At 63.8% G+C, this 24817-nt stretch carries 25 protein-coding genes; 18 read left to right on the top strand and 7 right to left on the bottom strand.

Annotated features, from left to right (window positions below; translation table 11 throughout):
* The first annotated feature begins 64 nt into the window (after positions 1 to 64).
* Entirely contained in the window at positions 65 to 1603 is a 1539-nt protein-coding gene (locus KVT37_RS03385) for a trimethylamine methyltransferase family protein (protein WP_217569604.1), read from the top strand.
* Between the two features lie 65 nt (positions 1604 to 1668).
* Complete coding sequence (locus KVT37_RS03380; RefSeq protein WP_217569602.1) at positions 1669 to 4095, top strand: FAD-dependent oxidoreductase; 2427 nt, start codon at positions 1669 to 1671, stop codon at positions 4093 to 4095.
* 20 nt (positions 4096 to 4115) lie between these two features.
* Here the strand turns inward: KVT37_RS03380 and KVT37_RS03375 are convergent, their stop codons facing one another.
* Complete coding sequence (locus KVT37_RS03375; protein ID WP_217569600.1) at positions 4116 to 4514, bottom strand: DoxX family protein; 399 nt, start codon at positions 4512 to 4514, stop codon at positions 4116 to 4118.
* Positions 4515 to 4711: 197 nt separating this feature from the next.
* Between KVT37_RS03375 and KVT37_RS03370 the strand changes: the two genes are divergently transcribed.
* Positions 4712 to 5200: a hypothetical protein gene (locus KVT37_RS03370; RefSeq protein ID WP_217569598.1), complete on the top strand. Its 489-nt coding sequence runs from the start codon at positions 4712 to 4714 to the stop codon at positions 5198 to 5200.
* A 131-nt stretch (positions 5201 to 5331) separates the two neighbouring features.
* Here KVT37_RS03370 and KVT37_RS03365 read toward each other — a convergent pair whose 3' ends face one another.
* Positions 5332 to 6108, bottom strand: coding sequence for a VOC family protein (locus KVT37_RS03365; protein ID WP_217569596.1), 777 nt, complete (start codon positions 6106 to 6108; stop codon positions 5332 to 5334).
* A gap of 177 nt (positions 6109 to 6285) precedes the next feature.
* Here KVT37_RS03365 and KVT37_RS03360 point away from each other — a divergent pair, with 177 nt between their 5' ends.
* The 6 genes from KVT37_RS03360 (at position 6286) to KVT37_RS03335 (ending at position 11862) form a co-directional block, all read left to right on the top strand.
* Complete coding sequence (locus KVT37_RS03360) at positions 6286 to 7020, top strand: gamma-glutamylcyclotransferase (RefSeq protein ID WP_217569595.1); 735 nt, start codon at positions 6286 to 6288, stop codon at positions 7018 to 7020.
* Between the two features lie 114 nt (positions 7021 to 7134).
* Positions 7135 to 8499, top strand: coding sequence for an NAD(P)-dependent oxidoreductase (locus tag KVT37_RS03355; RefSeq protein WP_217569593.1), 1365 nt, complete (start codon positions 7135 to 7137; stop codon positions 8497 to 8499).
* A 2-nt stretch (positions 8500 to 8501) separates the two neighbouring features.
* Positions 8502 to 9815: an NAD-dependent dihydropyrimidine dehydrogenase subunit PreA gene (gene preA / locus KVT37_RS03350; protein ID WP_217569591.1), complete on the top strand. Its 1314-nt coding sequence runs from the start codon at positions 8502 to 8504 to the stop codon at positions 9813 to 9815.
* A 361-nt stretch (positions 9816 to 10176) separates the two neighbouring features.
* A complete protein-coding gene (locus KVT37_RS03345) occupies positions 10177 to 10695 on the top strand; it encodes an Rrf2 family transcriptional regulator (protein WP_217569589.1) in 519 nt (172 codons plus the stop codon).
* Positions 10696 to 10728: 33 nt separating this feature from the next.
* Positions 10729 to 11187: a carboxymuconolactone decarboxylase family protein gene (locus tag KVT37_RS03340; protein WP_217569587.1), complete on the top strand. Its 459-nt coding sequence runs from the start codon at positions 10729 to 10731 to the stop codon at positions 11185 to 11187.
* Between the two features lie 180 nt (positions 11188 to 11367).
* Positions 11368 to 11862, top strand: coding sequence for a DUF3592 domain-containing protein (locus KVT37_RS03335; protein ID WP_217569585.1), 495 nt, complete (start codon positions 11368 to 11370; stop codon positions 11860 to 11862).
* Between the two features lie 11 nt (positions 11863 to 11873).
* Here the strand turns inward: KVT37_RS03335 and KVT37_RS03330 are convergent, their stop codons facing one another.
* Complete coding sequence (locus tag KVT37_RS03330) at positions 11874 to 12590, bottom strand: SDR family oxidoreductase (RefSeq protein ID WP_217569583.1); 717 nt, start codon at positions 12588 to 12590, stop codon at positions 11874 to 11876.
* On the bottom strand, positions 12587 to 13432 hold the full coding sequence (locus tag KVT37_RS03325; protein ID WP_217569581.1) for an SDR family oxidoreductase: 846 nt from the start codon (positions 13430 to 13432) through the stop codon (positions 12587 to 12589). Before KVT37_RS03325 ends, KVT37_RS03330 begins: the two co-directional genes overlap by 4 nt.
* A gap of 103 nt (positions 13433 to 13535) precedes the next feature.
* On the opposite strand from KVT37_RS03325, the gene KVT37_RS03320 reads away from it, so the two are divergent.
* Positions 13536 to 14408, top strand: a complete 873-nt coding sequence (locus KVT37_RS03320) for a helix-turn-helix transcriptional regulator (RefSeq protein ID WP_217569579.1) — start codon at positions 13536 to 13538, stop codon at positions 14406 to 14408.
* Between the two features lie 302 nt (positions 14409 to 14710).
* Here the strand turns inward: KVT37_RS03320 and KVT37_RS03315 are convergent, their stop codons facing one another.
* Positions 14711 to 15340 (bottom strand): TetR family transcriptional regulator C-terminal domain-containing protein, encoded by a 630-nt coding sequence (locus KVT37_RS03315; RefSeq protein WP_217569917.1) that lies wholly within the window; start codon positions 15338 to 15340, stop codon positions 14711 to 14713.
* A 235-nt stretch (positions 15341 to 15575) separates the two neighbouring features.
* Here KVT37_RS03315 and KVT37_RS03310 point away from each other — a divergent pair, with 235 nt between their 5' ends.
* Positions 15576 to 16904, top strand: a complete 1329-nt coding sequence (locus KVT37_RS03310; RefSeq protein ID WP_217569577.1) for an aspartate aminotransferase family protein — start codon at positions 15576 to 15578, stop codon at positions 16902 to 16904.
* 96 nt (positions 16905 to 17000) lie between these two features.
* Here KVT37_RS03310 and KVT37_RS03305 read toward each other — a convergent pair whose 3' ends face one another.
* Complete coding sequence (locus KVT37_RS03305) at positions 17001 to 17819, bottom strand: TetR/AcrR family transcriptional regulator (RefSeq protein ID WP_254633757.1); 819 nt, start codon at positions 17817 to 17819, stop codon at positions 17001 to 17003.
* Between KVT37_RS03305 and KVT37_RS03300 the strand changes: the two genes are divergently transcribed.
* The 3 genes from KVT37_RS03300 to KVT37_RS03290 all read left to right on the top strand — a co-directional run bounded on the left by KVT37_RS03300 (position 17761) and on the right by KVT37_RS03290 (position 20909).
* The gene (locus KVT37_RS03300; RefSeq protein WP_217569575.1) at positions 17761 to 19011 is read left to right on the top strand and encodes a Zn-dependent hydrolase; all 1251 of its coding nucleotides are present in this window, start codon (positions 17761 to 17763) and stop codon (positions 19009 to 19011) included. The two genes, KVT37_RS03305 and KVT37_RS03300, sit on opposite strands and share 59 nt — an antisense overlap.
* A 66-nt stretch (positions 19012 to 19077) precedes the next feature.
* A complete protein-coding gene (gene hydA / locus KVT37_RS03295) occupies positions 19078 to 20529 on the top strand; it encodes a dihydropyrimidinase (protein WP_217569573.1) in 1452 nt (483 codons plus the stop codon).
* Positions 20530 to 20531: 2 nt separating this feature from the next.
* Positions 20532 to 20909, top strand: a complete 378-nt coding sequence (locus KVT37_RS03290) for a hypothetical protein (protein WP_217569571.1) — start codon at positions 20532 to 20534, stop codon at positions 20907 to 20909.
* Between the two features lie 17 nt (positions 20910 to 20926).
* On the opposite strand, the gene KVT37_RS03285 is transcribed toward KVT37_RS03290, so the two are convergent.
* Positions 20927 to 21337, bottom strand: a complete 411-nt coding sequence (locus KVT37_RS03285) for a cupin domain-containing protein (protein ID WP_217569568.1) — start codon at positions 21335 to 21337, stop codon at positions 20927 to 20929.
* Positions 21338 to 21450: 113 nt separating this feature from the next.
* Between KVT37_RS03285 and KVT37_RS03280 the strand changes: the two genes are divergently transcribed.
* Genes KVT37_RS03280 through KVT37_RS03265 form a run of 4 tightly spaced genes read left to right on the top strand, consistent with a single transcriptional unit; the run spans position 21451 to position 24782 of the window.
* On the top strand, positions 21451 to 22242 hold the full coding sequence (locus tag KVT37_RS03280; RefSeq protein WP_217569567.1) for an ABC transporter ATP-binding protein: 792 nt from the start codon (positions 21451 to 21453) through the stop codon (positions 22240 to 22242).
* Positions 22232 to 22753, top strand: coding sequence for an endonuclease domain-containing protein (locus KVT37_RS03275; RefSeq protein ID WP_217569565.1), 522 nt, complete (start codon positions 22232 to 22234; stop codon positions 22751 to 22753). Before KVT37_RS03280 ends, KVT37_RS03275 begins: the two co-directional genes overlap by 11 nt.
* On the top strand, positions 22753 to 23631 hold the full coding sequence (locus KVT37_RS03270; protein ID WP_217569563.1) for an ABC transporter permease: 879 nt from the start codon (positions 22753 to 22755) through the stop codon (positions 23629 to 23631). The genes KVT37_RS03275 and KVT37_RS03270 overlap by 1 nt, the downstream gene beginning before the upstream one ends.
* Entirely contained in the window at positions 23628 to 24782 is a 1155-nt protein-coding gene (locus tag KVT37_RS03265; RefSeq protein ID WP_217569561.1) for an ABC transporter permease, read from the top strand. Before KVT37_RS03270 ends, KVT37_RS03265 begins: the two co-directional genes overlap by 4 nt.
* Positions 24783 to 24817: the final 35 nt, after the last annotated feature.

Genomic DNA, 24817 nt, shown 5'->3' with positions numbered 1-24817 from the left:
AATCACGCCGGCAAACGGCGAATTCCTGACAGCCGGCTTGCGAAGCGGGCGCTCTGATGCGCGCATGAGCGAACCAAGACGCAAGCGCGGCGCCGAGCGCAGCAGCAACCGGGGACCCGCCGCCATTCCGCAACTGCCGCGGCGGCAGGTGGAGAATCCCTATCCGCCGATGGCGCTGCTGTCGGTCGACCAGATCGAGGCCATCCACCAGGCGTCGATGCATATCCTGGAAAATTTCGGCATCGAGGTGATGAGCCTGCGGGCGCTGGCGCTGTTCGAGCGTGCCGGCGCCAGGGTCGACCACGCCACGATGAATGTGCGGATCGATCGCGGCATGGTCGAGGAAGCGCTAAAGTCGACGCGCAGCAGTTACACGCTGACCCCACGCAATGCGCAAAACGCCATCCATCTCGGCGGCAACACCATCAACTTCACGCTGGTCGCCGGGCCGCCCAATGTGCACGACATGGAGCGCGGCCGCCGCGCCGGCAATATGCGCGACTATGGCGACCTCGTGCGGCTGGCGCAGCATTTCAACTGCATCCATATGCTCGGCAACCAGGTCTGCGCGCCGATCGAGCTGCCGGCCAATACCAGGCATATGGACACCTATCTCGCCAATCTGACGCTGACCGACAAGTGCTTCCATGTCTCGGCGATCGGCCGGGGCAGGGCGCTGGACGGCATCGAGATGATGGCGATCGCGCGCGGGCTGACGCTCGAGCAGATGGCGCAGGATCCCGGCGTCACGACCATCATTTCGGTCAACTCGCCGCGCCGCTTCGACGAGATGATGGCGGAAGGGCTGATGACCATGGCCGAATACGGCCAGTCGGTGGCGGTCACGCCGTTCACGCTGATGGGCGCGATGAGCCCGGTGACGCTTGCAGGTGCCTTGGCGCAGCAGAATGCCGAGGCGCTGTTCGGCATCGTGCTGACGCAGCTCGTGCGTCCCGGCGCGCCGGTGATGTATGGCGCCTTCACCTCCAATGTCGACATGAAATCCGGCGCGCCGGCCTTCGGCACGCCGGAAAACACCAAGGCCAACATCGCCTCCGGTCAGTTGGCGCGGCGCTATAATTTGCCCTACCGCACGACGCCGGGCTCGGCCTCGAATGCGGCGGACGCGCAGGGCGCCTATGAGACGCTGATGGCTTTGTGGGGCGCGGTGCTCGGCCATGGCAATCTCGTCTACCATGCCGCCGGCTGGCAGGAGGGCGGGCTGACGGCCTCGTTCGAAAAGCTCATCATCGATGTCGAGATGATGCAGCACATGATGGAATTCCTGCGCCCCATCGTCGTCGACGAGAGCGAGCTGGCGGTGGACGCGCTGGGCGCGGTGCCGACCGGCGGCCATTTCTTCGGCGAGCCGCACACGCTGGAGCGCTACGCCACCGCCTTCTACCAGCCCATGCTTTCCAACTGGCAGAACTACGAGGCCTGGCAGGAAGCCGGCGGGCTGGACACGACGGCGCGCGCGACGCGGCTGTGGAAGAAGGCGCTGGAGGAATATGTCGAACCGGCCATGGACCCGGCTGTTCGCGAGGCGCTCGAGGCCTATATGGCGCGCCGCAAGGAAACGATCGGGCAGGGCGAGCCTTGAAGGAACAGCTTGCCAATCTGATTCATTTCAATCTTTCAACGCACTGAAGCAACGAGAAAAACCCCATGAAGTCGCATGCAAAGGTCGTGGTCATCGGCGGCGGTGTCGTCGGATGCTCGGTGCTGTTCCATCTTGCCCGCCACGGCTGGACCGATGTGGTGCTTCTGGAACGCGACGAACTGACCTCGGGCTCGACCTGGCATGCGGCTGGCGGCATGCACACGATCAATGGCGACCCCAACGTCGCCAAGCTGCAGAAATATACGATCTCGCTCTACAAGGAGATCGAGGAGCTTTCCGGACAGGCGACCGGCGTGCATCTGACCGGCGGCGTGCTTCTGGCCGCGACCGAGGCGCGGCTCGACTGGCTGCGCGGCGTGGTATCCAAGGGCCGCTATCTCGGCATCGACCTTGAAGTGATTTCGGCGAAGGAAGCGGCGGAATTGATGCCGCTCATCGATCCCAGCCAGTTCGTCGGCGCGGTGCGCAACAAGGAGGACGGCCATCTCGACCCCTCCGGCGTGACGCACGCCTATGCCAAAGCCGCGCGCAGGCTCGGCGCCGAGGTCGAACGCTTCACCAAGGTCGAGGACATCGTGCGCCGGCCCGACGGGCTATGGCGCGTCATCACCAACAAGGGCGAGGTCGTGGCCGAGCATGTCGTCAATGCCGGCGGGCTGTGGGCGCGCGAGGTTGGCCGCATGGTCGGGCTGGAACTGCCGGTGCTCGCGATGGAGCACATGTACCTGATCACCGAGGACATGCCGGAGGTTGCCGACTGGAACAAGAAGACCGGCACCGAGATCATCCACGCCGTCGACTTCGACGGCGAGTTGTACTTGCGCCAGGAGCGCGGCGGCATGCTGATGGGCACCTACGAGAAGGCCAACAAGGTCTGGTCCGAGTTTCAGACGCCATGGAATTTCGGCCACGAATTGCTGGAGCCGGACATCGACCGCATCGCGCCGTCGCTGGAAGTCGGCTTCCGCCACTTCCCCGCCTTCCAGAAGACCGGCATCAAGCAGATCATCAACGGCCCCTTCACCTTCGCGCCGGACGGCAATCCGCTGGTCGGTCCGGTGCGCGGACTGCCCGGCTTCTGGGTCGCCTGCGGCGTCATGGCGGGCTTTTCCCAAGGCGGCGGCGTCGGACTGGCGCTCTCCAACTGGATGATCGAGGGCGATCCGGGCGCCGATATCTGGGCGATGGACGTGGCGCGCTACGGCGACTGGGCGACAATGGCCTACACCAATGCCAAGGTGCGCGAGAATTATTCGCGGCGCTTCTCGATCCGCTTCCCCAACGAGGAACTGCCGGCAGGGCGTCAGCTCAAGACGACGCCGGTCTACGACACGCTTGCCGCCAAGGGCGCGCAATGGGGCGTGTCCTACGGGCTCGAAGTGCCGCTGTGGTACGCGCCGGAAGGCGTCAAGGATGAGTTCTCCTGGCGGCGTTCGAGCGATTTCGACCATGTCGCCAAGGAAGTCGCGACCGTGCGCAACGGCGTCGGCCTCTCGGAGATTTCCAACTTCGCCAAATACAAGGTAACGGGCGAGGGCGCGGCTGCCTGGCTCGATCGCATGCTTGCCTGCAAGCTGCCCGGACGCGGCCGCATGACGCTGACGCCGATGCTGAAGGACGACGGCAGGCTGATCGGCGATTTCACCCTTGCCAATATCGACGACCGCGAGTGGTTCATCGCCGGCTCCGGCATCGCCGAGCAATATCACATGCGCTGGTTCGAGGCGCATCTGCCCAGGGATGGTTCGGTGCGGATCGAGGCGCTGGGGCAGAAGCTCACCGGCCTTGCGATCGCCGGGCCCAAGGCGAGGGCGGTTCTCGCCAAGGTCACCCGCGCCGATGTTTCAAATGCGGCTTTCCCGTTCATGGCCGTGGCCAGGATGGATATCGGCATGGCGCCGTGCCTTGTCGGCCGCGTCAGCTACACCGGCGATCTCGGCTACGAGATCTGGGTGGCGCCGGAATATCAGCGCGCCGCCTTCCACGCGCTGGTCACTGCGGGCGAGGAATTCGGCATCGGCCTGTTCGGTTCGCGCGCACTGAATGCGCTGCGGCTGGAGAAGAACTACGGCTCATGGGCGCGCGAATACCGGCCGATCTACGGGCCGGTCGAGGCCGGGCTCGACCGTTTCGTCGCCTATGGCAAGGAGGCGGACTTCATCGGCAAGCAAGCAGCGCTTGCCGAGCGTAGAGAGGGCGGCAAGCTTCGGCTGCGCAGCTTCATCGTCGAGGCCACCGATGCCGACGTCATCGGTGACGAAGCGATCTGGCATGACGGCGTTGTGCGCGGCTGGGTCACGTCCGGCGGCTATGCGCACAATTCGAGGAAATCGGTAGCCATGGGCTACGTGCCGAAGGAGATCGCCGACAGACCGGACGGTTTCGAGATCGAGATCCTCGGTAAACGCCACGCCGCGCTTATCCAGGCGGCGCCGCTGTTCGATGCCAATTTCGAACGGATGCGCGCCTGACGGTGGTGCGCATCCCGCCATCAGGCCTTGGCGCTCTCGCGATTGTCCAGTGCGAAGGCACCTGAACCGGCAAAGAACAGATAGAGGAAGACAAAGCAGAACAGGATGGCAGCGTCGCCGCCGTTGTTGGCCGGAAAGAAGTCGCGCGGAAAGTGCGCCATGAAATAGGCGATCGCCATTTCGCCGGCCAGGAGGAAGGCGACCGGGCGGGTGAAGAGGCCGAGCGCCAAAAGGATGCCGCCGGCGAATTCGAGAATGCCGGCAGCCGTCGTCAGTCCGGTGAGGGCATGCGGCTCTGCGCTGACCGGGAAGTTGAACAGTTTTTGCGACCCATGTTCGATGAACTGCAGTGCGGTCATGATGCGCAATATGCCCAGCGCCTGCGGCCGGTACTGAGCAAGGCGTTCGAAAAGCTTCATCCAAAACTCCATTTTACCCCCACTCGGGCCTTAAATTATCGCCCGGCGACGGACCACTCACTTCCCTTGGCCAACCATCAACAATCGGTGAGCGGTTATGGTTTCAATCCGCATATTTCTTCTCGCCATGGTTGCATATCTATTCCTATGGTTGTATTGGGGAGGTGATGGATCAAACCAAGCGAGTCTCCCTTATCATGAGAAAAGTCGTCATCGGCCTCTTCGCAATCCTTGCAGGCACCAGCTTCGCCATGGCCGCCGATACCGGCTGCGATGCGTTCAAATGGCCGGTCGAGCGCGAGCAGGCGCTGTTTCCGGAGGCGCCCGCCGCGCAATCGGGCGCCAAGCTGACGGTCGGGGAAGCGGTGGATTTCTCGCTCGCGGCGGTCGACACGATCAACTTTGAGGTGCCGCCGGAGCGTGCGCCGGCTGCCGGCACGTTTGGCGCGACGGCAAATGTGACCGTCCCGCCTGAAGGTGAGCTCCAGCTCAGCCTGTCCGATGAGGCCTGGATCGATGTCGTGCAGGATGGCAAGACCGTAAAATCCGCGGCTTTCAGCGGCGTGAAGACCTGCCCGGGCATTCGCAAGAGCGTGCGCTTCAAGCTCGCCGGCGGCGCGGCGATCATCCAGCTCAGCGGCGCGAAAAAGGCCGATCTGAAGGTGGCGGTGCTGACGCCGGAGTGATCCGGCGCCAGCCCATCCAATTAAGTGCTGATAGAGCGGTTCACCGTTTCACGGAAACGATGAACCGCTCTATCTCTTTGTTTTGACGCAATTCCGGGCGGAAAACCGCTTACACTTTTCCTGGAATTGCTCTAGCGCACCGGCGCCAGCAAGGCGAAATGTGCGCCTTGCGGGTCCTGGCACTGGATGATCCACTGGCCGCTCGGCACGTCCATCGGTCCCATGATGACCTTGCCGCCATTGTCGGTGACGCGCTTGGCGGCGGCGTCGATGGCGTCGACGTTGAAATAGAACTGCCAGACAGGAACCGGGATCTGCGGCGGTTTGTTCATGATGCCGCCACCGGAGTCCGGGCCGGCGCCAAAGGTTTTGTAAATACCCATCTCACCCATGTCGAACTCGCCGGCGCTCGTCCAGCCGAACTGGCTGGAATAGAAATCGAAGGCGGCTTTCCAGTCGGAGGTGTAGAGCTCATGCCAGCCGACATGGCCGAGCGTGGTCGCCGGCACCGGCGGCTGGTCAGGCTGGTTCGGCTGAAGGAACATGAAAGTCGCGCCTTGCGGGTCGGCAACGACCGCGAAGCGGCCTACACCCGGAATGTCGTCCGGCGCCCGGTGCACCGCACCGCCTGCCTGCTTGAGCGCCTCGGTCGAGGCATCGACGTCCTTGGTGTAGATATAGCCGATCCATGCCGGCGGCATGCCCATCTTGGCGGCGTCTTCCGGCATGGTCATCAGCCCGCCGACACCGCGCACGGCGGAGTTCACGACGATATAGCGGGGCATGCCGGGCGCCTTGTCGAAGGGCTCGGCCTTCCAGCCGACAATTGCGGTGTAAAAAGCCTCGGCGGCGTCGAGGTCGGTGGTCATCAGTTCGTACCAGAAGAAAGGCGTTGGGGCATTCGGCATGGTCGGTCTCCTCACCGGTTCAGGCAGCGATCGCGGTTCGATCCATCTTAGGACGATCCTGGCGACAGAAATCCGACATCTGGTCCAGAAATCGGGAACGGCAAGGCTCTGGACCGGCGATCTTGCGTATCCGAGGGTTTTCGACTTTGCTTGGATTCAAAGAGGGGTTTGCCTTCCATGCGTCGAATGTCGCTCACGCCTGAGCTTGTCGCGCTCTGCCACCGCGAGGAGGTCGATCCCGGTCCGAGCGGGGAGTGGACGCAGCTCAGCGACGACGATTTCAGCGCCCTCGCTGCTCGTCTCGCCGGTGAAGCCGACGAGGGTCCGCTCTGGGTGTTCGCCTATGGTTCGCTGATCTGGAAGCCGGCCTTCGAGTCTGTCGAGCAGTTGCGCGCTTCGGCCCATGGTTGGCACCGCTCGTTCTGCCTCGACCTGGTTCGCTGGAGAGGCAGCGCCGCGCAGCCGGGGCTGATGATGGCGCTCGAACGCGGTGGGCGCTGCGACGGCGTCATCTACCGCCTGCCGAACGGCGAGAAGGCTGCCCAGATCGAAAGGCTGCTGCGACGTGAGATCGACGATCACGAGAGCGTCGCCTCGGTCAGATGGGTTCCGGTGCGCACGGCGCAAGGGCGGCTGCGGGCATTGGGCTTCTGGGTTGGCGTGACCGGCAGGGGCACGTCACTCGGGCAGCCGCTGGAGAAGGTGGCTTGGGTGCTGGCGCGCGCGTGCGGCCATGTCGGTTCCGGCGCTGAATATCTCTACAACACCGTCAGCCACCTCGAGACCTTCGGCATCCATGACCGCAATCTGTGGCGGCTGCAGGAACTGGTCGCGGATGAGATCCGGTCGATCCACGGCCATAGGATCACAAGCCTTGATGCCGCAGGGGTTACCGGGGCGGCTATAATATGACTGAAACTATCATGTTTTTGTCCAGCCATTACAGTGACTTGGCCGAAAATTGACCAATTGATAAAAAAATAAAACGTGCTAGCCTTCCCCAAAACGACAACAAGGGGAACTGGAATGGCGACTGGTCATTTCATCGAAGGCATTGCCGGCGGCAGGCTGTCTTCCGAGCAATATGCCGACAATTTTTCCGATCTGCACCCGCCGCTGGACCATCATGAGGCGCTGGTCGAATCCGATCGATGCTATTTCTGCTACGATGCGCCGTGCATGAATGCGTGTCCGACCTCGATCGACATCCCGCTGTTCATCCGCCAGATCGCGACCGGCAATCCGCTTGGCTCGGCCAAGACGATCTTCGACCAGAACATCCTGGGCGGCATGTGCGCCCGCGTCTGCCCGACCGAGACGCTATGCGAAGAGGTCTGCGTGCGCGAGGTGGCGGAAGGCAAGCCGGTGCAGATCGGCCGGCTGCAGCGCTACGCCACCGATGTCGCCATGAGCGAGGACAAGCAGTTCTACAAGCGCGCCGAAGCGACGGGCAAGAGCATTGCCGTGGTCGGTGCCGGGCCGGCCGGGCTGGCGGCGGCGCATCGTCTTGCCCGCCACGGCCATGAGGTGACGATCCTCGAGGCGCGGCCGAAGGCCGGCGGTCTCAACGAATATGGCATTGCCGCCTATAAGAGCGTCGACGATTTCGCCCAGGCCGAGGTCGACTACGTCACCGCGATCGGCGGCATCGACATCCAGAACGGCAAGGCGCTCGGTCGCGACTTCCAGCTGGCCGACCTGATGCGCAACTACGACGCGGTGTTCCTCGGCATGGGGCTTGGCGGCGTCAATGCGCTGCGCGCCGACGGCGAGGATGCCGACGGCGTCACCAATGCGGTCGAGTTCATCGCCGAACTGCGCCAGGCAAGCGACCTTTCCAGCCTGCCGGTCGGCCGGCGCGTCGTCGTCATCGGCGGCGGCATGACGGCGGTCGACGCCGCCGTGCAATCGAAGCTGCTCGGCGCGGAGGAAGTGACGATCTGCTATCGCCGTGGCCAGGAGCATATGAACGCTTCCGGTTTCGAGCAGGATCTGGCCGCCGCCAACGGCGTCACCATCCGCCACTGGCTGCAGCCGAAGCGCGTCATTGCCGAGAACGGCAAGGTTTCTGGGATCGAGCTCGAATACACGGCATTGAGCGGCGACAAGCTCGCCGGCACGGGCGAACGGCTGACGCTCGTCGCCGACCAGGTGTTCAAGGCGATCGGCCAGAGTTTCGTGCCGGCGCATCTCAACGGCAGCGAGGAGGCGATCGAACTCGAAGGCGGCCGCATCAAGGTCGATGCCGAAGGCCGCACCTCGCTGGCGAAAGTCTGGGCCGGCGGCGACTGCATCTTCGGCGGCGACGACCTCACCGTATCGGCGGTGGCGCAAGGGCGCGACGCGGCCGAGAGCATCCATCGGGCATTGACCTCTAACGGGAGGGCATGAGCATGGCAGACATCCGCAACAATTTCATTGGCATCAAGTCGCCCAATCCGTTCTGGCTGGCCTCGGCGCCGCCGACCGACAAGGCCTACAATGTCGAGCGCGCCTTCAAGGCGGGCTGGGGCGGCGTGGTGTGGAAGACGCTGGGCGAAGAGGGCCCGCCGGTCGTCAACGTCAACGGTCCGCGCTACGGCGCGATCTGGGGCGCCGACCGCCGCCTGCTTGGCCTCAACAACATCGAGCTGATCACCGACCGCGACCTGCAGACCAATTTGCGCGAGATGAAGCAGGTCAAGATGAACTGGCCGGACCGGGCGCTGATCGCCTCGATCATGGTGCCTTGCGTGGAGGAAAGCTGGAAGGCGATCCTGCCGCTGGTCGAGGAGACCGGCGCCGACGGGATCGAGCTCAATTTCGGCTGTCCGCACGGCATGAGCGAGCGCGGCATGGGATCGGCGGTCGGCCAGGTGCCGGAATATATCGAGATGGTGGTGCGCTGGTGCAAGCAGTACACGCGCATGCCCGTCATCACCAAGCTGACGCCCAACATTACCGACATCCGCAAGCCCGCGCGGGCGGCGCACGCCGGCGGCACAGACGCGGTGTCACTGATCAACACCATCAACTCGATCACCGGCGTCGATCTCGACAGCTTCGCGCCGCAGCCGACCATCGACGGCAAGGGCTCGCATGGCGGCTATTGCGGCCCGGCGGTGAAGCCGATCGCCATGAACATGGTGGCCGAGATCGCGCGTGATCCGGAAACCCGCGGCCTGCCGATCTCCGGCATCGGCGGCATCACCACCTGGCGCGACGCGGCCGAATTCATGGCGCTCGGCGCCGGCAATGTGCAGGTCTGCACGGCGGCCATGACCTATGGTTTCAAGATCGTGCAGGAGATGATCGCCGGCCTGGAAAATTGGATGGACGAGAAGGGCCACGCGTCGCTCTCCGACATCATCGGCCGCGCCACGCCCAACGTCACCGACTGGCAGTATCTCAACCTCAACTATGTCGCCAAGGCGCGTATCGACCAGGATGCCTGCATCAAATGCGGCCGCTGCCACATCGCCTGCGAGGACACCTCGCACCAGGCGATCACCAGCATGGTCAATGGGGCCAGGCATTTCGAGGTGATCGAGGCCGAATGCGTCGGCTGCAATCTCTGCGTCAATGTCTGCCCGGTCGAAGGCTGCATCACCATGGAGCCGCTGGCGGCCGGCGCGATGGACCAGCGCACCGGCAAGCCGGTGTCGCCGATCTACGCCAACTGGACGACGCACCCCAACAATCCGATGGCCAAGGTGGCGGCGGAGTAGGGCTGCCTTCGGAGAATTCGGGTTCCTCGCCCCACGAAGTGGGGAGAGGTGGCCCGGCGAAGCCGGGACGGAGAGGGGCCTTCGGGACGGCTGAGAGCTAGCCCCGGGCTCCTGATCGCCTGTTTATCTTGCTAGCACCACATTCTTCACCGGCTCTGACTTCGCAGAGGGTGTCCCCCTCTCCGTCCCGGCTTCGCCGGGCCACCTCTCCCCCGCTTTGCGGGGTGCGAGGAACCCAAGTCCTGCGAGGGCCCTTTCTCTCTCAAACTGCCGTTGTGAATTGGCGCAGCAATTCGCATTTCTCTATTGCAGATAAAAATTATCCAGGATAAAAGATATCCAAGAACAGGAGATCGGCATCATGAAGCTGGGCGAGGGCGTTGAGGCGGCCATCCACTGCGCGGCGACGCTGGCCAGCGTCGACGGCAACAGCACCATGTCCGGCGCGGCACTCGCGGAATGTTTCGGACTGTCGCCGAGCTATCTGCTGAAACATCTCAACCAACTCACGGCGGGGCGCATCCTGGAATCGGTGCCGGGGCCGGCGGGCGGTTACCGGCTGGCGCGAGCGGCGGAACAGATCACGCTGCTCGATATCGTGCTGGCGGTCGAGGGCAGGGAGCCCGCGTTCCGCTGTGGCGAAATCCGCCAGCGCGGCCCGGTCAAGATCGATGCCTCGGCCTATGTCAAACCTTGCGGCATCAATGCCGCGATGCTGAAGGCCGAGCGCGCCTATCGCGCAGCGCTCGCCGAAGTGAAGCTGTCCGACATCGTGGCCGAATACGCCGCGGAAGGCGATCCGCGATCCTATGCCGCGAGCTGCGCCTTCGTCGAGCGCCACCAGCGGCCGCAGAAATCCGCTGCACCCAAGCAGATCTGAACCCAAACCCACCCAAACCTGGAAGGAAAGACGATGAAACCGAGACTGCAGTTCTTTGCCAAGGCGCCTGAGATCATGAAGGCGGTGTCGGCGCTCAACAAGGCCGTGGACGAATGCGGGCTGGAAGTGAGCCTGCTCCACCTGATCAAGCTCAGGGCCTCGCAAATCAACGGCTGCTCGTATTGCGTCGAAATGCACAGCCGCGAGGCGAGACGCGACGGAGAGACCGAGACCCGGCTCTATCTGGTCGCCGCCTGGAAGGAATCGCCGCTGTTTTCCGAGCGCGAGCGCGCCGCCTTCGCCTGGACCGAAGCCGTGACGCTGATTGCTGACCATGGCGTATCGGACGAGCTCTACGCCAGCACGCTGAAGCATTTCTCGGAAGAGGAACTGGTCAAGCTCTCGGTCGCGCTCGGCATGATCAACACCTGGAACCGGCTGTGCATTCCGTTCCACGCCATTCATCCGATGCCGGCCGCCAAGGCTGCTTGAGTTTATCCATCGAAAGCGTGGGCTCGTGACGGGCGCACGCTTTTTCAATGACATATTTGAGAATCTTCAGAACGAGATTCTGAATCCGCCTGACGGTCGGCGCAATTGACGGTCCGGCGTTAATCGCTCCGTCGCGATTGTCCTGTATGAAAGCCGCGGGTTGGCGCGGGTAGAACGGCGATGGAGCAGAGCTGGACTGCATTCTGGACGCGCGTTTCTGACGTCGCCCACCAGGCGCTGTTCCCGTTTCGGGCAATCGCCGAAGCATTTGGCGGGCATCCGAGCGACATCCAGATCTGGTGTTTTCTGTGCGGCGTCTTCTTCCTGTCGATCCTCGCCATACAGACCTATGGCGACGCCATGCTGAGGCGACGCGGCGCCTTTGCCACCGGCAGGGTGGTCAGCATCGACAAGTCGAGTGACGGGCCGGACACGCCGGTCATCGAATTCGCCGACCGGCAGGGCAAGATGTGGCGTTTCGACTCGCATCTGCCGGTCAACAGAACGACCGGGACTGTCGGCGCTCCGGTCGAGGTGATCTACGATCCGCTTCACCCGAAGCGGGCACGCGAGGTGGGCCGCCGGCTGACGAAGGCGATCCATCTGATTGTCTGGTATGCGATTGTTGCCGGGCTGTTCCTACTAGCCTTCCTGCCCGGCCTCATTTCCAATTGATCCGTTGGCGATTACGCGGCGAAGCGCAGGCCGCCGTCGCAGGTCAGCACTTGGCCGGTCATGAAGCCGTTGGAGACGAGGAAGGCAATCGCTTCGGCGACATCCTCGGCGCGTCCGATGCGGCCGACAGGCGTCTTGCCGGCATATTCGGCAAACACCGCCTGCCGCTGGTCGTCCGGCAGGAAGTCCCACCACGGCGTGTCGATGACGCCCGGCGCCACGACATTGACGCGCAGCGGCTTCAGCTCGACCGCCAGGATCGGCGCGACGGTCAAAAGCATGCCGTTGATGGCGCCGATGCCGGCGACGCCGGGCGCTGCGATCTGCGCCGAGACGGCCGAGATGAAGGTCACCGATCCGGCTCTGTTCAAGGTCGGCAGGGCCGCCTGCAAACAGGACAATTGCGGCCGGATCTTTTCCTCGACGCCGCTGCCGATATCGGCGAGATCGAGCGTCGCGAACGGCCCCAGCCCCTTGCCGCCGCTGGCGGCGAGAACCAGGTGATCGAACGGCCCGAGCTCGGCGAAAAACTGCCGGACCTCATCCGGCTTGGTGGCGTCGAAGGCGGCCTTGTCGGCGGTGCCGTCGAGGCTCTTCCAGGCGCTCTTCAGCTTCTCCTCGTTGCGGCCGGTGATCGTCACTTTCATGGCCGGGCTGACCAGACGCCTGGCCGTGGCCAGGCCGATGCCGGATGAGCCGCCGATGATGACGCAATGTTCGATGGTCATGAATGTTGTTCCTTGGATGATGGTGATGGGTGGCCGATCAGTTCGAGGCTCAAGGTCCGCAATTGGCGGCGAGCCTTCTCGTTGTAAGCCTGCGCATCGGCACGCGATTCCCGCTGGCCGTCGAAGTAGAGGCCGCTCTTTCCTTCAAGCGCCGGCGAAGCCGCGAGGTTGAAGATGGCGTCGGCGCCGGTCTCGACCGAGCTCCATGGCGTGACGCCGGCCTGCCGGACCATGGTGGTGTCCATGTAGCTTGCCGGATGCAGCGCATTGACGGTGATGCCGGTGCCGTCGAGCTGCTCCGCCAGATCGACGGTGAACAGGATCTGCGCCAGCTTGCTCTGGCAGTAGGCGCGCACGCCGCTATAGCCCTGCGTCAGCATGACGTCGTCGAAATCGATCGCCTGTTGACCGGCCGAGGCGACGTTGACGATGCGCGCCGGCTCGCTTGCCTTGGTGAGCGGCAGCAGTTCCGACGTCAGCAGGAAACCGGCGAGATAGTTGACGGCGAAGCGCAGCTCATAGCCGTCGGCGCTGACCTGCCGTTTGGCGCCCTGGCCGCCGGTGCCGACGCCGGCATTGTTGATCAAGACATCGAGCCGGTCGGTCCTTGCGCGCACGGCTTCGGCGAGGCGGCGCACTTCGGCCAGCGAAGCCAGGTCGGCGGCGAGAAATTCCGCCTTGCCGCCCTTGGCCTCGATGGCAGCAACCGTCGCCTTGCCGCGGCCTTTGTCGCGGCCATGTACCAGCACGCGGGCGCCGGCGGCGCCGAGCCTTTCCGCGACCACACGGCCGACGCCATCGGTCGAGCCGGTGACGAGAATGGTTTTGTCCTTGAGTTCCATGTCCAGAGCCTCCTTGCGCTGCTCTGAGCGACAAGATGGGACACCGCGCGCGTCCCAAACAGTTCAAACTTTATCCTGGTATCAATACTGCTATAATGCGTGCATGGATATCGCGACCCATTCCCCCGAAGATCACCGCCGGCGCGAGCTCGGCGCCTTCCTGCGTTCGCGCCGCGAGAGGCTTTCGCCTGATGCCGCCGGCATCGCTTGCGGCGCGCGGCGGCGCACGCCTGGGCTTAGGCGCGAGGAGGTGGCGATGATCGCCGGCGTCGGCACGACCTGGTACACCTGGCTGGAGCAGGGCAGGGACGTGCGGCCTTCGGTCGAGGTGCTGTCGGCGCTCTGCCAGGCGCTCCGGCTCGACGGCGCCGAGCAGCGGCATTTGTTCACGCTCGCCGGCCGCCAGCAGCCGGAGCGGCGGCGCATCGTTGCGGGAAAGGTCGAAGGACCCTTGCTGCACATGCTGCAGAGCTTGGTGTTGCAGCCTGCCTATGTCGTCGGCCCGCGCTGGGACGTGCTGGCCTGGAATGACGCAGCCGTCGCCATTTTCGGCGATTACGGCCTGTTGGAGGGCGATGCCCGCAACATCATCCACGGTGTCTTCACCGATCCACACCGGCGGCACCTTTTGGTGGATTGGGAGCAGCTGGCACGCGCAACTCTCGCCGCGTTCCGCGCCGAGAGCGCGAAATACACCGGCGACCCGGATTTCGAGCGGCTGATCGCGCTGATGATGCGCTCAAGCCCGGAGTTCCGCGAATGGTGGCCGCAGCGCGATGTCGTGCATCGCCTGTCCGGACTGAAGCATCTGCGGCATCCGATCGCTGGCGCGATGACGTTCGAGCATATGAGCCTGTCGATCGACGACGGCTCGGATATGAGATTGATCGTCTACACGCCGCTGGCGGAGCAGAATTCGGTAGCGAAGCTCAAGAAGTTGCTCGACGACCTTCCAATTGAGCGACGCAGCGCGTAGGCGATTGGCGATGCCTTCTCCGCTTCGTCATCCACGGGCGGAGCGGGAGCGAAGCGGACGCGGAGACCCGAGGATCATGCCGTTACCTTGATCGAAGGGCGCAGCGGTGCAGAATTCTGCACCGTCGCAGCGCCTCAATGTCACGGAATGGATCCTCGGGTCTGCGCTGCGTCGCTACGCTCCTTGCTTCGCCCGTGGATGACGAAGCTGAGGGGCCTCGGCCAATCTCCAAGGTCGGCAACAACCATACGGCGGACAAGTAGCCGCACATACGGTCCACCTGCTAAGCCACCTTGTCGACGCTAGCCCTTCGGCTTCAACCCATCGAGGAACAGTTGTTCCAAAAACCGCGCCGCGTCCTCGAAGCGGCCGTCGCCGCCGCGGTCGGCGCCGAGCACGGCGCGCACCTGGACGTCGAAGTCGGCATAATGCTGCGTCGTCGCCCAGATCGAGAAGATCAGATGCCAGGGGTCGGTGCGGGCGATCTTGCCGGCACGCATCCAGCCCTTGATGACCGCGGCCTTCTCGTCGACGAGCGACTTCAATTCGCCCTCCAGCAGCGGCTTGATGCGTGGCGCGCCCTGCAGGATCTCGTTGGCGAAGAGCCGGCTTTCGCGCGGAAAATCACGCGCCATTTCGAGCTTCCTGCGGATATAGCTTCTGAGCTCCGTCAACGGATCGCCGATGTCGTCCAGCTCGCGCAGCGGCGCCAGCCAGGTGTCGAGCAGGCGCTGCATCAGCGTCTCGTGAATGTCTTCCTTACGGCGGAAATAATAGAGAAGGTTGGGCTTCGACATGCCGGCGGCTTCGGCGATCTGGTCGATGGTCGAGCCGCGAAAACCGTTGGCGGAGAAGACTTCGAGCGCGGCTTCGAGGATAAGTTCGCGCTTTTCCTGCTGAATGCGAGTGCGGCGGGGAGCGGAGCCTTCCATCGTGTCCGTCATCCTTGCAGACCGCCGCGCTGGCTTTCTGGACCAATTCTCTGGACCAGTTTTTCCTGAGGCTGTGGAGCGCGCTTTTTATGCGGCATTTCCGCTAGTAATCCCCTGACCGCCGACAGGCGGTGCTAACGTTTGTCCAACCGGTCAAAAATTTGCGTAGCACGAAAACGCAGCAAAGACCAAGCGTTGGCCGCACCGAAACAGGTTACAAGGGGAAGTCTTGGTCATGTCCAACCGGCTGAAAGTCACGCCGAACGATCTCAGCGCATTCTGGATGCCGTTCACGGCAAACCGGCAGTTCAAGCAGGCGCCACGCATGTTCGTGTCCGCCAGGGACATGCATTATACCACCAGCGACGGCCGCAAGGTGCTCGACGGCACCGCCGGCCTCTGGTGCGTCAACGCCGGCCACTGCCGGCCGAAGATCACCGAGGCGATCCAGAACCAGGCCGCCGAACTCGACTACGCGCCGGCCTTCCAGATGGGCCATCCCATTGTGTTCGAGCTGGCGAACCGCCTGGTCGACATCGCGCCCAAGGGCATGGACCATGTCTTCTTCACCAATTCAGGTTCGGAATCGGTCGACACCGCGCTGAAGATGGCGATCGCCTATCACCGCGCCCGCGGCGAAGGCGCGCGCACCCGCCTCATCGGCCGCGAGCGCGGCTATCACGGCGTCAATTTCGGCGGCATCTCGGTCGGCGGCATCGTCACCAACCGCAAGATGTTCGGCACGCTGCTCGGCGGCGTCGACCATCTGCCGCACACGCACCTGCCGGAGAAGAACGCCTTCTCGAAGGGCGTGCCGGAGCACGGCGCGGAACTCGCCAACGAGCTCGAGCGTCTCGTCACGCTGCATGACGCCTCGACCATCGCGGCCGTCATCGTCGAGCCGGTCGCCGGCTCCACCGGTGTCATCCTGCCGCCGAAGGGCTATCTGCAGAAGCTTCGGGAAATCTGCACGAAGCACGGCATATTGTTGATTTTCGATGAAGTGATCACCGGCTTCGGCCGCCTTGGCGCGCCGTTCGCGGCCGACTATTTCGGCGTCACGCCCGACATCATGACCACCGCCAAGGGTGTCTCCAACGGCGTCATCCCGATGGGCGCGGTGTTCGTGAAGAAGGAAATCCACGACGCCTTCATGACCGGCCCCGAGCACATGATCGAGTTCTTCCACGGCTACACCTATTCGGGCAATCCGATTGCCTGCGCCGCGGCGCTCGGAACGCTGGACACCTACAAGGAAGAGGGCCTTTTGACGCGCGGCGAGGAACTGGCGCCGTACTGGGAAGACGCGCTGCATTCGCTCAAGGGCGAGCCGCATGTCATCGACATCCGCAACATCGGCCTGATCGGCGCGATCGAGCTGGCGCCGATCGCCGGCAGCCCGACCAAGCGGGCGTTCTCTGCCTTCGTGAAGGCCTTCGAGCGCGGCGCGCTGATCCGCACGACCGGCGACATCATCGCGCTGTCGCCGCCGCTGATCATCACCAAGGGCCAGATCAACGAACTGATCGACCATGTTCGTGATGTTCTGAGGTCCATCGACTGATAAGCCGGCGCGGACACCCTTCCCGTCGGGGGAGGGTGTCCGTGGAGCGGCTGGGCGAGGTCGACGGACATGCGCTGACCTCAAGAGCGGTCCCAATCAGGCAGGCTGCGCGCCGATGCCGGTCAGGATTACCCGTTTGATATTTTCCTTGGCTTCCCGCCATTGCCGGTCGGAAAGGGACTTGCCGCCGTTCAGCGTCTCGATCTGGTGGCCGAAATCGGCGTAGTGCTGGGTCGTGGCCCAGAGCATGTAGAGCAGATGACGCGGATCCACCGGGTCCATCTTGCCTTCCTCGATCCAGCGCCTGATGATCTCGACGCGACCGTCAGTCCACTCGCGCAGCGTCGATTCCATATAATCCTGAAGCACCGGCGCGCCGTGCATCACTTCGGAGGCCCAGACCTTCGAACCGTCCGGATGACGGCGCGAGATTTCCATTTTGGCGTCGATATAAGCGCTGATGCCGTCCACCGGGCCGCGCGCCGCGTCGAAGCAGTTGGCCGCCTGCAGCCAGATTTCAAAAATGTTCTGGACGACGGATCGGTAGAGTTCTTCCTTGGTGGCGAAGTAATAGTGGAGGTTTGCCTTCGGCAGTCCCGCCAGATCGGCGATCAGCTGCATCGTGGCGCCGCCGAACCCGGCCTCCGCGAACACTTTTTCGGCGGCGAGCAGAATGGCTTTTTCATTCTCCCGCCTTATGTCTTGTCTGCGCATGGGGCGGGTGGTTTCGGCCATGTCTTCCCCAAGATTCTCGTTGACCGCTTGGTCAGGTTGTGTAGTCTGAAAGCTGACCATACGGTCAGGATGCAAACCACTCAAGAGGCGACAAGACCTCTGGTGCAAATGGGAACCGCAAATGGCCGCACCCGGCGAAAATCTGCGAATCAATTCGGACCGCTTGTGGGATTCCATCATGGAGATGGCGAAGATCGGCCCCGGCATTGCCGGCGGCAACAATCGCCAGACCGTGACGGACGAGGACGGCGAAGGCCGCCATCTGTTCAAGCGCTGGTGCGAGGCGGCGGGGCTCGAAATGGGCCTCGACGAGATGGGCACGATGTTTGCCCGCCGCGAAGGCACCGATCCCAGCCTGCCGCCCGTCTATGTCGGCAGCCATCTCGACACTCAGCCGACCGGCGGCAAGTATGACGGCGTGCTCGGCGTGCTGGGCGGGCTGGAAGTCGTGCGCTCGCTTAACGATCTCGGCATCAAGACCAAACACCCGATCGTCGTCACCAACTGGACCAACGAGGAAGGCGCGCGCTTCGCGCCGGCGATGATGGCGTCCGGCGTCTTTGCCGGCGTGCTCGACCAGGCCGACGTCTACCAGCATGTCGACAAGGACGGCAAAAAGTTCGGCGAGGAGCTGGAGCGCATCGGCTGGAAAGGCACCGAGAAGGTCGGCGATCGCAAGATCCACGCCTTCTTCGAGCTGCATATCGAACAGGGGCCGATCCTGGAGGACGAGGGCATCGACATCGGCGTCGTCACGCATGGACAGGGCCTGAAATGGCTGCAGGTGACGCTGACCGGCAAGGAGGCGCATACCGGCTCGACGCCGATGCCGAAGCGCCGCAATGCCGGGCTCGGCATGGCTCGTGTCATCGAGCTGGTGCATGAGATCGCCATGGACTACCAGCCGGATGCGGTCGGCGCGGTCGGCCACATGCAGGCCTATCCGAACTCGCGCAACATCATCGCAGGGCGCACCGTCTTCACCATCGACATCCGCTCGCCGGAAAAGGAAGTGCTCGACGCCATGGATGGCCGCATCCGCGAAGGCATCGCCACGATCTGTGAGGCGCTCGACATCAAATACGAGATCGAGCAGGTCGGTCATTTCGATCCTGTCACCTTCGACAAGAATTGCGTCAAGGCGATCCGCGACGCCGCCGAGCGGCTGGGTTACTCGCACCGCAACATCGTCTCCGGCGCCGGTCACGACGCCTGCTGGATCAACCGCGTCGCGCCGACCGCGATGGTGATGTGCCCCTGCGTCGACGGGCTCAGCCACAACGAGGCCGAAGAGATCACCAAGGAGTGGGCATCGGCGGGCGCCGACGTGCTGTTCCACGCGGTGGTCGAAACGGCGGGAATCGTCGAATGACCGACTAGAGCATTCACCTCGCAACGCCGCTCGCAAAAGAAGCGCGAAAAGAACAGGGGAACAGATATGACCAAAGTCATCCGGAACGGCACCGTCGTGACCGCCGACCGCACGTGGAAAGCCGACGTGCTGATGCAGCACGGCAAGATCGTCGCCATCGGCTCCAACCTGCACGGCGATCATGAGTTCGACGCCACGGGCTGCTACGTCATGCCGGGCGGCATCGATCCGCACACGCATCTCGAAATGCCGTTCATGGGCACTTACTCGGCCGACGATTTCGAATCCGGCACGCGCGCCGCCCTTTCCGGCGGCACGACGATGGTGGTCGATTTCTGCCTGCCGGCGCCGCAGCAGTCGCTGCTCGAAGCGCTGCAGATGTGGGACAACAAGACCTCGAAGGCGGCCTGCGACTATTCCTTCCACATGGCGATCACCTGGTGGGGCAAGCAGGTGTTCGACGAGATGGCGACCGTCGTCGACAGGGGCATCACCTCATTCAAGCATTTCATGGCCTATAAGGGCGCGCTGATGGTCGACGACGACGAGATGTATTCGTCGTTCCAGCGCTGCGCCGACCTCGGCGCGCTGCCGCTGGTCCATGCCGAGAACGGCGACGTGGTCGCGGCGCTCTCGCAAAAGCTGCTGGCCGCCGGCAACAACGGCCCGGAAGGCCACGCCTATTCGCGCCCGCCGGAAGTGGAAGGCGAGGCGACAAACCGCGCCATCATGATCGCCGACATGGCGGGCGTGCCGCTCTATGTCGTGCATGTCTCCTGCGAGCAGAGCCATGAAGCGATCCGCCGCGCCCGCCAGAAGGGCATGCGCGTCTATGGCGAGCCGCTGATCCAGCACCTGACGCTCGACGAGACCGAATATTTCAACAAGGACTGGGATCATGCCGCGCGCCGCGTGATGAGCCCGCCCTTCCGCAACAAGCTGCATCAGGATTCGCTGTGGGCCGGCCTACAGGCCGGGTCGCTGCAGGTCGTGGCGACCGACCACTGCTCCTTCACCACCAGCCAAAAGCGCAACGGCATCGGCGACTTCACCAAGATCCCGAACGGCACTGGCGGGCTTGAGGACCGCTTGCCGGTGCTGTGGACGAGAGGCGTCAACACCGGGCGGCTGACGATGAACGAGTTCGTCGCGGTGACCTCGACCAACATCGCAAAAATCCTCAACATGTATCCGAAGAAGGGCGCCATCGTTGAAGGCGCCGACGCCGACATGGTCGTCTGGGATCCGAAGCGCAAGAAGACCATCTCGGCCAAGAAGCAGCAGTCGGTGATCGACTACAACGTTTTCGAAGGCGTCGAGGTGACCGGCCTGCCGCGCTTCGTCTTCTCTCGCGGCGAATTGTCGATCGAGGAGGCGGACATCAAGGCCAAGGTCGGGCATGGCGAGTTCGTCGCGCGTGAGCCGAACGCCGCGGTCAACCGGGCGCTGTCGACCTGGAAGGAGATTTCCGCGCCGCGCAAGGTCGAGCGTTCCGGCATTCCGGCCACCGGGGTCTGACCATGCGGGCTCTTCATCTTGCGATCGCGGCGGCCGCGATGCTGGCTGCCGGCCACGCGCTCGCCGCGGGCATCGACCTCAGCAAGCCTTATGGCGACAAATATGGCTGCATCAACCGGAACGGCCAGCAGGTGGCCGCCGACAAGATGCTGCTTCTGACCGATAAGGAACTGATCACGGCGGCCAGCGCCTGCACCTTCAGCGACAGCCAGGCGCAGACCGACGGATCGCTGGTGGTGACGGCAAAGTGTGAGGCGGAGGGCGAAGAGGGACAGGCGCCCACCAAGTTCACCATCAAGCGCAGCGCCAAGAATGCCAAGAAGCTTGTGGTGGCCGACGAGGACGGCAATGTGATGGGCGAAGTCTCCCGGTGCAAGTAACGGTGGTCCCGCCAGCCTCAGGCAACCAGAGCATCCAGGTCCGGCAGCAGGACGACGCTTTCCTGCTCGTTGGGATCGGTGCGGGCGATGACCGCCGAGGAAGGGGCACCGCTGAGATTGGCCGGCAGATGCGGCACGCCGGCCGGGATGTAGAAGAGGTCGCCGGCCTTGACGACGATGTGGTGCTCGAGCCGGTCGCCGTACCAGGTGTGGACTTCGCCCGAAAGCACGTAGATGGCCGTCTCGTGGCTTTCATGCATATGCGCCTTGGCGCGGGCGCCGGGCGGCATGGTGAGAAGATGCATGCAGATGCCGGAGGAGCCGACGGTCTCGGCGGCGATGCCGGCGAAATAGCTCAGCCCTTGCTTGCCCTGATAGGTGCTTTCGGGGCGAACGAGATGACAGGTGGGTTTAGGCGACATCGGCAAGGCTCCGGGCGGCGTCGATCGGGTGGGACAGGACGAGTGGAAAGCAACGCTATCATAAAATCAACCGGATTGCGGACAGCGCGGCAGCGGCCGCGAAAGGCAGGCTGCCAGCAATGACCGAACAGCCGCCAGCCGTCGTTTCGGCAAGCAAGCTCGGCCTCACCTTCCAGACCAATGACGGTCCGGTGCAGGCGCTGTCCAATGTCGATCTGACCATCGGCAAGGGCGAATTCGTTTCCTTCATCGGCCCGTCCGGCTGCGGCAAGACGACCTTGCTGCGCGTCATCGCCGATCTGGAGAAGGCAACCTCGGGATCGATCTCCGTCAACGGCATGACGCCGGAGCAGGCGCGCGAGAAACGCGCCTACGGCTATGTGTTCCAGGCGGCCGCCTTGTTCCCGTGGCGCACCATCGAGCGCAACGTGGCGCTGCCACTAGAGATCATCGGTCTCTCCCAGGCCGAGCAGGCGGAGCGCATCAAGCGCACGCTGGAACTCGTCAACCTTGCGGGCTTCGAGAAGAAATATCCCTGGCAGCTTTCCGGCGGCATGCAGCAGCGGGCCTCGATCGCGCGCGCGCTCGCCTTCGATGCCGACCTGCTGCTTATGGACGAGCCGTTCGGCGCCCTCGACGAGATCGTGCGCGACCATCTGAACGAACAGCTCCTCGATCTGTGGGACCGGACCAACAAGACGATCTGCTTCGTCACCCACTCGATCCCGGAGGCTGTCTATCTGTCGACGCGCATCGTTGTCATGTCGCCGCGGCCCGGCCGCGTCACCGACATCATCGAATCGACGCTGCCGAGGAAGCGGCCGCTCGACATCCGCGAGACGCCGGAGTTCCTGGCGATCGCCGCGCGCGTGCGCGACGGCTTGAGGGCAGGGCACAGCTATGATGATTGAGGGGGCGGGAGATGAGCTCCCTCCTCTCCCCACCGGGGAGAGGGTGGCCGGAGCGAAGCGGAGGTCGGGTGAGGGTACGTCAACGGACCCAACCAAAAGAAAGGTCGGGGCAACGGCCCGGGCCCGCGAACTTCGGATCGATGAGACCGAAGCCGAGTACAAGCTTTGGGGCGAACTGAGAGGGCGGCACCTCAATGGCTATAAGTTCGTGAGGCAGGTGCCGCTGGGTCCTTTCTTCGCGGACTTCGTCTGTCGTGAGAAAGCGTTGATCGTCGAAATAGATGGTAGCCAACATGCGGATTCTCCAACCGACGCAGCGAGAACCGCCTGGCTGAATCGCCACGGCTACTCTGTTCTTCGATTCTGGAATCAGGAGGTTCTGGCAGAGCGGAGGGCGGTGCTGGATACTATCCTGGCCGTGCTCGATGGACGGATACACTCACCCTCACCCGGCCTTCGCTTCGCTCCGGCCACCCTCTCCCCGGTGGGGAGAGGAGAAGGGGAGCGCTGATGGACTCCTTCCGCTCCAAGATCATCCCCGTGACCACCATCCTCGCCGGCGTGGTCGTGCTCTGGTATGTCTTTGTCGTCATCCTCAACGCGCCGTTCCAGCGCGATCTCGATCAACGCGCCAACGAAACGCCCGGCGCGGTCGAGTTCATCGGCAAGACGCTGGCGCAGCCGAAGCCGACGCTGCCGGCGCCGCACCAGGTGGCGGTGAATTTCTTCGAGAACACCTTCCTTCGGTCCGTCACCTCGAACCGCAGCCTGGTCTACAATGCCTGGGTGACGCTGTCCTCGACGCTGCTCGGCTTCGCCTTCGGCACCGCGCTCGGCATCGTCATCGCTGTCGGCATCGTGCATGTGGCGACGCTCGACCGCAGCCTGATGCCGTGGATCATCGCCTCGCAGACCATTCCGATCCTGGCGGTGGCGCCGATGATCATCGTGGTGCTGGCGGCGATCGGCATCACCGGCCTGATCCCGAAGGCGCTGATATCGACCTATCTGTCGTTCTTCCCGGTCGCCGTCGGCATGGTGAAAGGCCTGCGGTCGCCCGAGCTCATGCATCTCGATTTGATGCATACCTACAATGCCAGCGCCTCGCAGACCTTCTGGAAACTGCGCGTGCCGGCCTCTGTGCCGTTCCTGTTCACCTCGATGAAGGTGGCGGTGGCGGCGAGCCTGGTCGGCGCCATCGTGGGTGAACTGCCGACGGGTGCCGTCGCCGGCATCGGCGCGAAATTGCTCGCCGGCGCCTATTACAGCCAGACCATCGATATCTGGTCGGCGCTGGTTGCCGGCTCGATCGTCGCGGCCCTGCTGGTGATGGTGGTCGGCATCGCCGGACGTCTCGTCGATCGCGCCATGGGCGGGAGGCCGGCATGAACTGGCTGAAGCCATCTTGGCAGTCGGTACTGGCCATCCTGCTTTGCCTGATAGCCTTCGCGCTGGGTGCGATGTCGAAACCGGAAGTCGCGGCCTTGGCAGAGCCGACGGCGACAATTGCCTATCCTTATATGGGAGCAAAAGGCCTGATCATCGGGCTGCTGCTGATCGCGGCGCTGGTCTCGATGGTGAGGCTCACGCCGATCGTTGAAGCCGTCTTGCTGTTCGTTGGCGCCCACGCCGCGGCCTGGCTCCTGATCAAGGGCATTGCCGGTTTCGAGGGCACGGCGCTGGTGCCGTATTTCCTGCTGCTTGCCGCCGCCTGGCTGCTTGCCTGGCGCTGTGTCGCCTTGCTCTCGTCGCTGCGCCCCACTCAGGGCTCGGCCAAGACGGCGCTGCGCCTGATCATTCCGGCGATCTTCGGCGCCTGGATCCTGATCATCTGGGAAGCGGTGACGCGCGGCGCCGGCATTCCCTTCATCCTCCTGCCGCCGCCGAGCGCCATCGGCGCGCGCATCGCCAACTCGCTGCCGATCCTGGGGTCGGATGTGCGGCAGACGATCTTCAAGGCGGTGCTCATCGGCTATATCGTCGGCAATCTCGCCGGCTTCGCCGTCGCCATCCTCGCCGACCGCGTGCCGTTCCTGCGGCGCGGGCTCTTACCGATCGGCAACATGGTTTCGGCGCTGCCGATCATCGGCGTCGCACCGATCATGGTGATGTGGTTCGGCTTCGACTGGCCGTCCAAGGCCGCGGTCGTCATCATCATGACCTTCTTCCCGATGCTGGTGAACACCGTCGCGGGGCTCGCTGCCTCCGGGCATATGGAACGCGACCTGATGCGCACCTATGCGTCGGGCTATTGGCCGACCTTGCTCAAGCTCAGGCTGCCGGCGGCAATGCCGTTCATCTTCAATGCGCTGAAGATCAACTCGACGCTGGCGCTGATCGGCGCCATCGTCGCCGAGTTCTTCGGCACGCCGGTCGTGGGCATGGGATTCCGCATCTCGACGGAAGTCGGGCGGATGAACATCGACATGGTGTGGGCCGAAATCGCAGTTGCAGCACTTGCGGGTTCGGTCTTTTATGGCGTGGTCGCTCTCATCGAGAGAGCCGTCACGTTTTGGCATCCCTCTGTCCGAGGTGGATAGGGGCGGTGGGTTTGGGTACTAACTTCAGAGGGTAA

It is taken from the genome of Mesorhizobium sp. GbtcB19 (assembly GCF_019091085.1).
Classification (GTDB): Bacteria; Pseudomonadota; Alphaproteobacteria; order Rhizobiales; family Rhizobiaceae; genus Mesorhizobium.
This window is presented reverse-complemented; position numbering and strand designations above follow the sequence as displayed.

Excerpts from the sequence above, each read along its gene's own strand:
- KVT37_RS03385 (WP_217569604.1), top strand. The coding sequence starts at position 65 with ATGAGCGAACCAAGACGCAAGCGCGGCGCCGAGCGCAGCAGCAACCGG.
- KVT37_RS03380 (WP_217569602.1), top strand. The coding sequence starts at position 1,669 with ATGAAGTCGCATGCAAAGGTCGTGGTCATCGGCGGCGGTGTCGTCGGA.
- KVT37_RS03375 (WP_217569600.1), bottom strand. The coding sequence starts at position 4,514 with ATGAAGCTTTTCGAACGCCTTGCTCAGTACCGGCCGCAGGCGCTGGGC.
- KVT37_RS03370 (WP_217569598.1), top strand. The coding sequence starts at position 4,712 with ATGAGAAAAGTCGTCATCGGCCTCTTCGCAATCCTTGCAGGCACCAGC.
- KVT37_RS03365 (WP_217569596.1), bottom strand. The coding sequence starts at position 6,108 with ATGCCGAATGCCCCAACGCCTTTCTTCTGGTACGAACTGATGACCACC.
- KVT37_RS03360 (WP_217569595.1), top strand. The coding sequence starts at position 6,286 with ATGCGTCGAATGTCGCTCACGCCTGAGCTTGTCGCGCTCTGCCACCGC.
- KVT37_RS03355 (WP_217569593.1), top strand. The coding sequence starts at position 7,135 with ATGGCGACTGGTCATTTCATCGAAGGCATTGCCGGCGGCAGGCTGTCT.
- preA (WP_217569591.1), top strand. The coding sequence starts at position 8,502 with ATGGCAGACATCCGCAACAATTTCATTGGCATCAAGTCGCCCAATCCG.
- KVT37_RS03345 (WP_217569589.1), top strand. The coding sequence starts at position 10,177 with ATGAAGCTGGGCGAGGGCGTTGAGGCGGCCATCCACTGCGCGGCGACG.
- KVT37_RS03340 (WP_217569587.1), top strand. The coding sequence starts at position 10,729 with ATGAAACCGAGACTGCAGTTCTTTGCCAAGGCGCCTGAGATCATGAAG.
- KVT37_RS03335 (WP_217569585.1), top strand. The coding sequence starts at position 11,368 with ATGGAGCAGAGCTGGACTGCATTCTGGACGCGCGTTTCTGACGTCGCC.
- KVT37_RS03330 (WP_217569583.1), bottom strand. The coding sequence starts at position 12,590 with ATGACCATCGAACATTGCGTCATCATCGGCGGCTCATCCGGCATCGGC.
- KVT37_RS03325 (WP_217569581.1), bottom strand. The coding sequence starts at position 13,432 with ATGGAACTCAAGGACAAAACCATTCTCGTCACCGGCTCGACCGATGGC.
- KVT37_RS03320 (WP_217569579.1), top strand. The coding sequence starts at position 13,536 with ATGGATATCGCGACCCATTCCCCCGAAGATCACCGCCGGCGCGAGCTC.
- KVT37_RS03315 (WP_217569917.1), bottom strand. The coding sequence starts at position 15,340 with ATGGAAGGCTCCGCTCCCCGCCGCACTCGCATTCAGCAGGAAAAGCGC.
- KVT37_RS03310 (WP_217569577.1), top strand. The coding sequence starts at position 15,576 with ATGTCCAACCGGCTGAAAGTCACGCCGAACGATCTCAGCGCATTCTGG.
- KVT37_RS03300 (WP_217569575.1), top strand. The coding sequence starts at position 17,761 with ATGGCCGCACCCGGCGAAAATCTGCGAATCAATTCGGACCGCTTGTGG.
- KVT37_RS03305 (WP_254633757.1), bottom strand. The coding sequence starts at position 17,819 with ATGATGGAATCCCACAAGCGGTCCGAATTGATTCGCAGATTTTCGCCG.
- hydA (WP_217569573.1), top strand. The coding sequence starts at position 19,078 with ATGACCAAAGTCATCCGGAACGGCACCGTCGTGACCGCCGACCGCACG.
- KVT37_RS03290 (WP_217569571.1), top strand. The coding sequence starts at position 20,532 with ATGCGGGCTCTTCATCTTGCGATCGCGGCGGCCGCGATGCTGGCTGCC.
- KVT37_RS03280 (WP_217569567.1), top strand. The coding sequence starts at position 21,451 with ATGACCGAACAGCCGCCAGCCGTCGTTTCGGCAAGCAAGCTCGGCCTC.
- KVT37_RS03275 (WP_217569565.1), top strand. The coding sequence starts at position 22,232 with ATGATGATTGAGGGGGCGGGAGATGAGCTCCCTCCTCTCCCCACCGGG.
- KVT37_RS03270 (WP_217569563.1), top strand. The coding sequence starts at position 22,753 with ATGGACTCCTTCCGCTCCAAGATCATCCCCGTGACCACCATCCTCGCC.
- KVT37_RS03265 (WP_217569561.1), top strand. The coding sequence starts at position 23,628 with ATGAACTGGCTGAAGCCATCTTGGCAGTCGGTACTGGCCATCCTGCTT.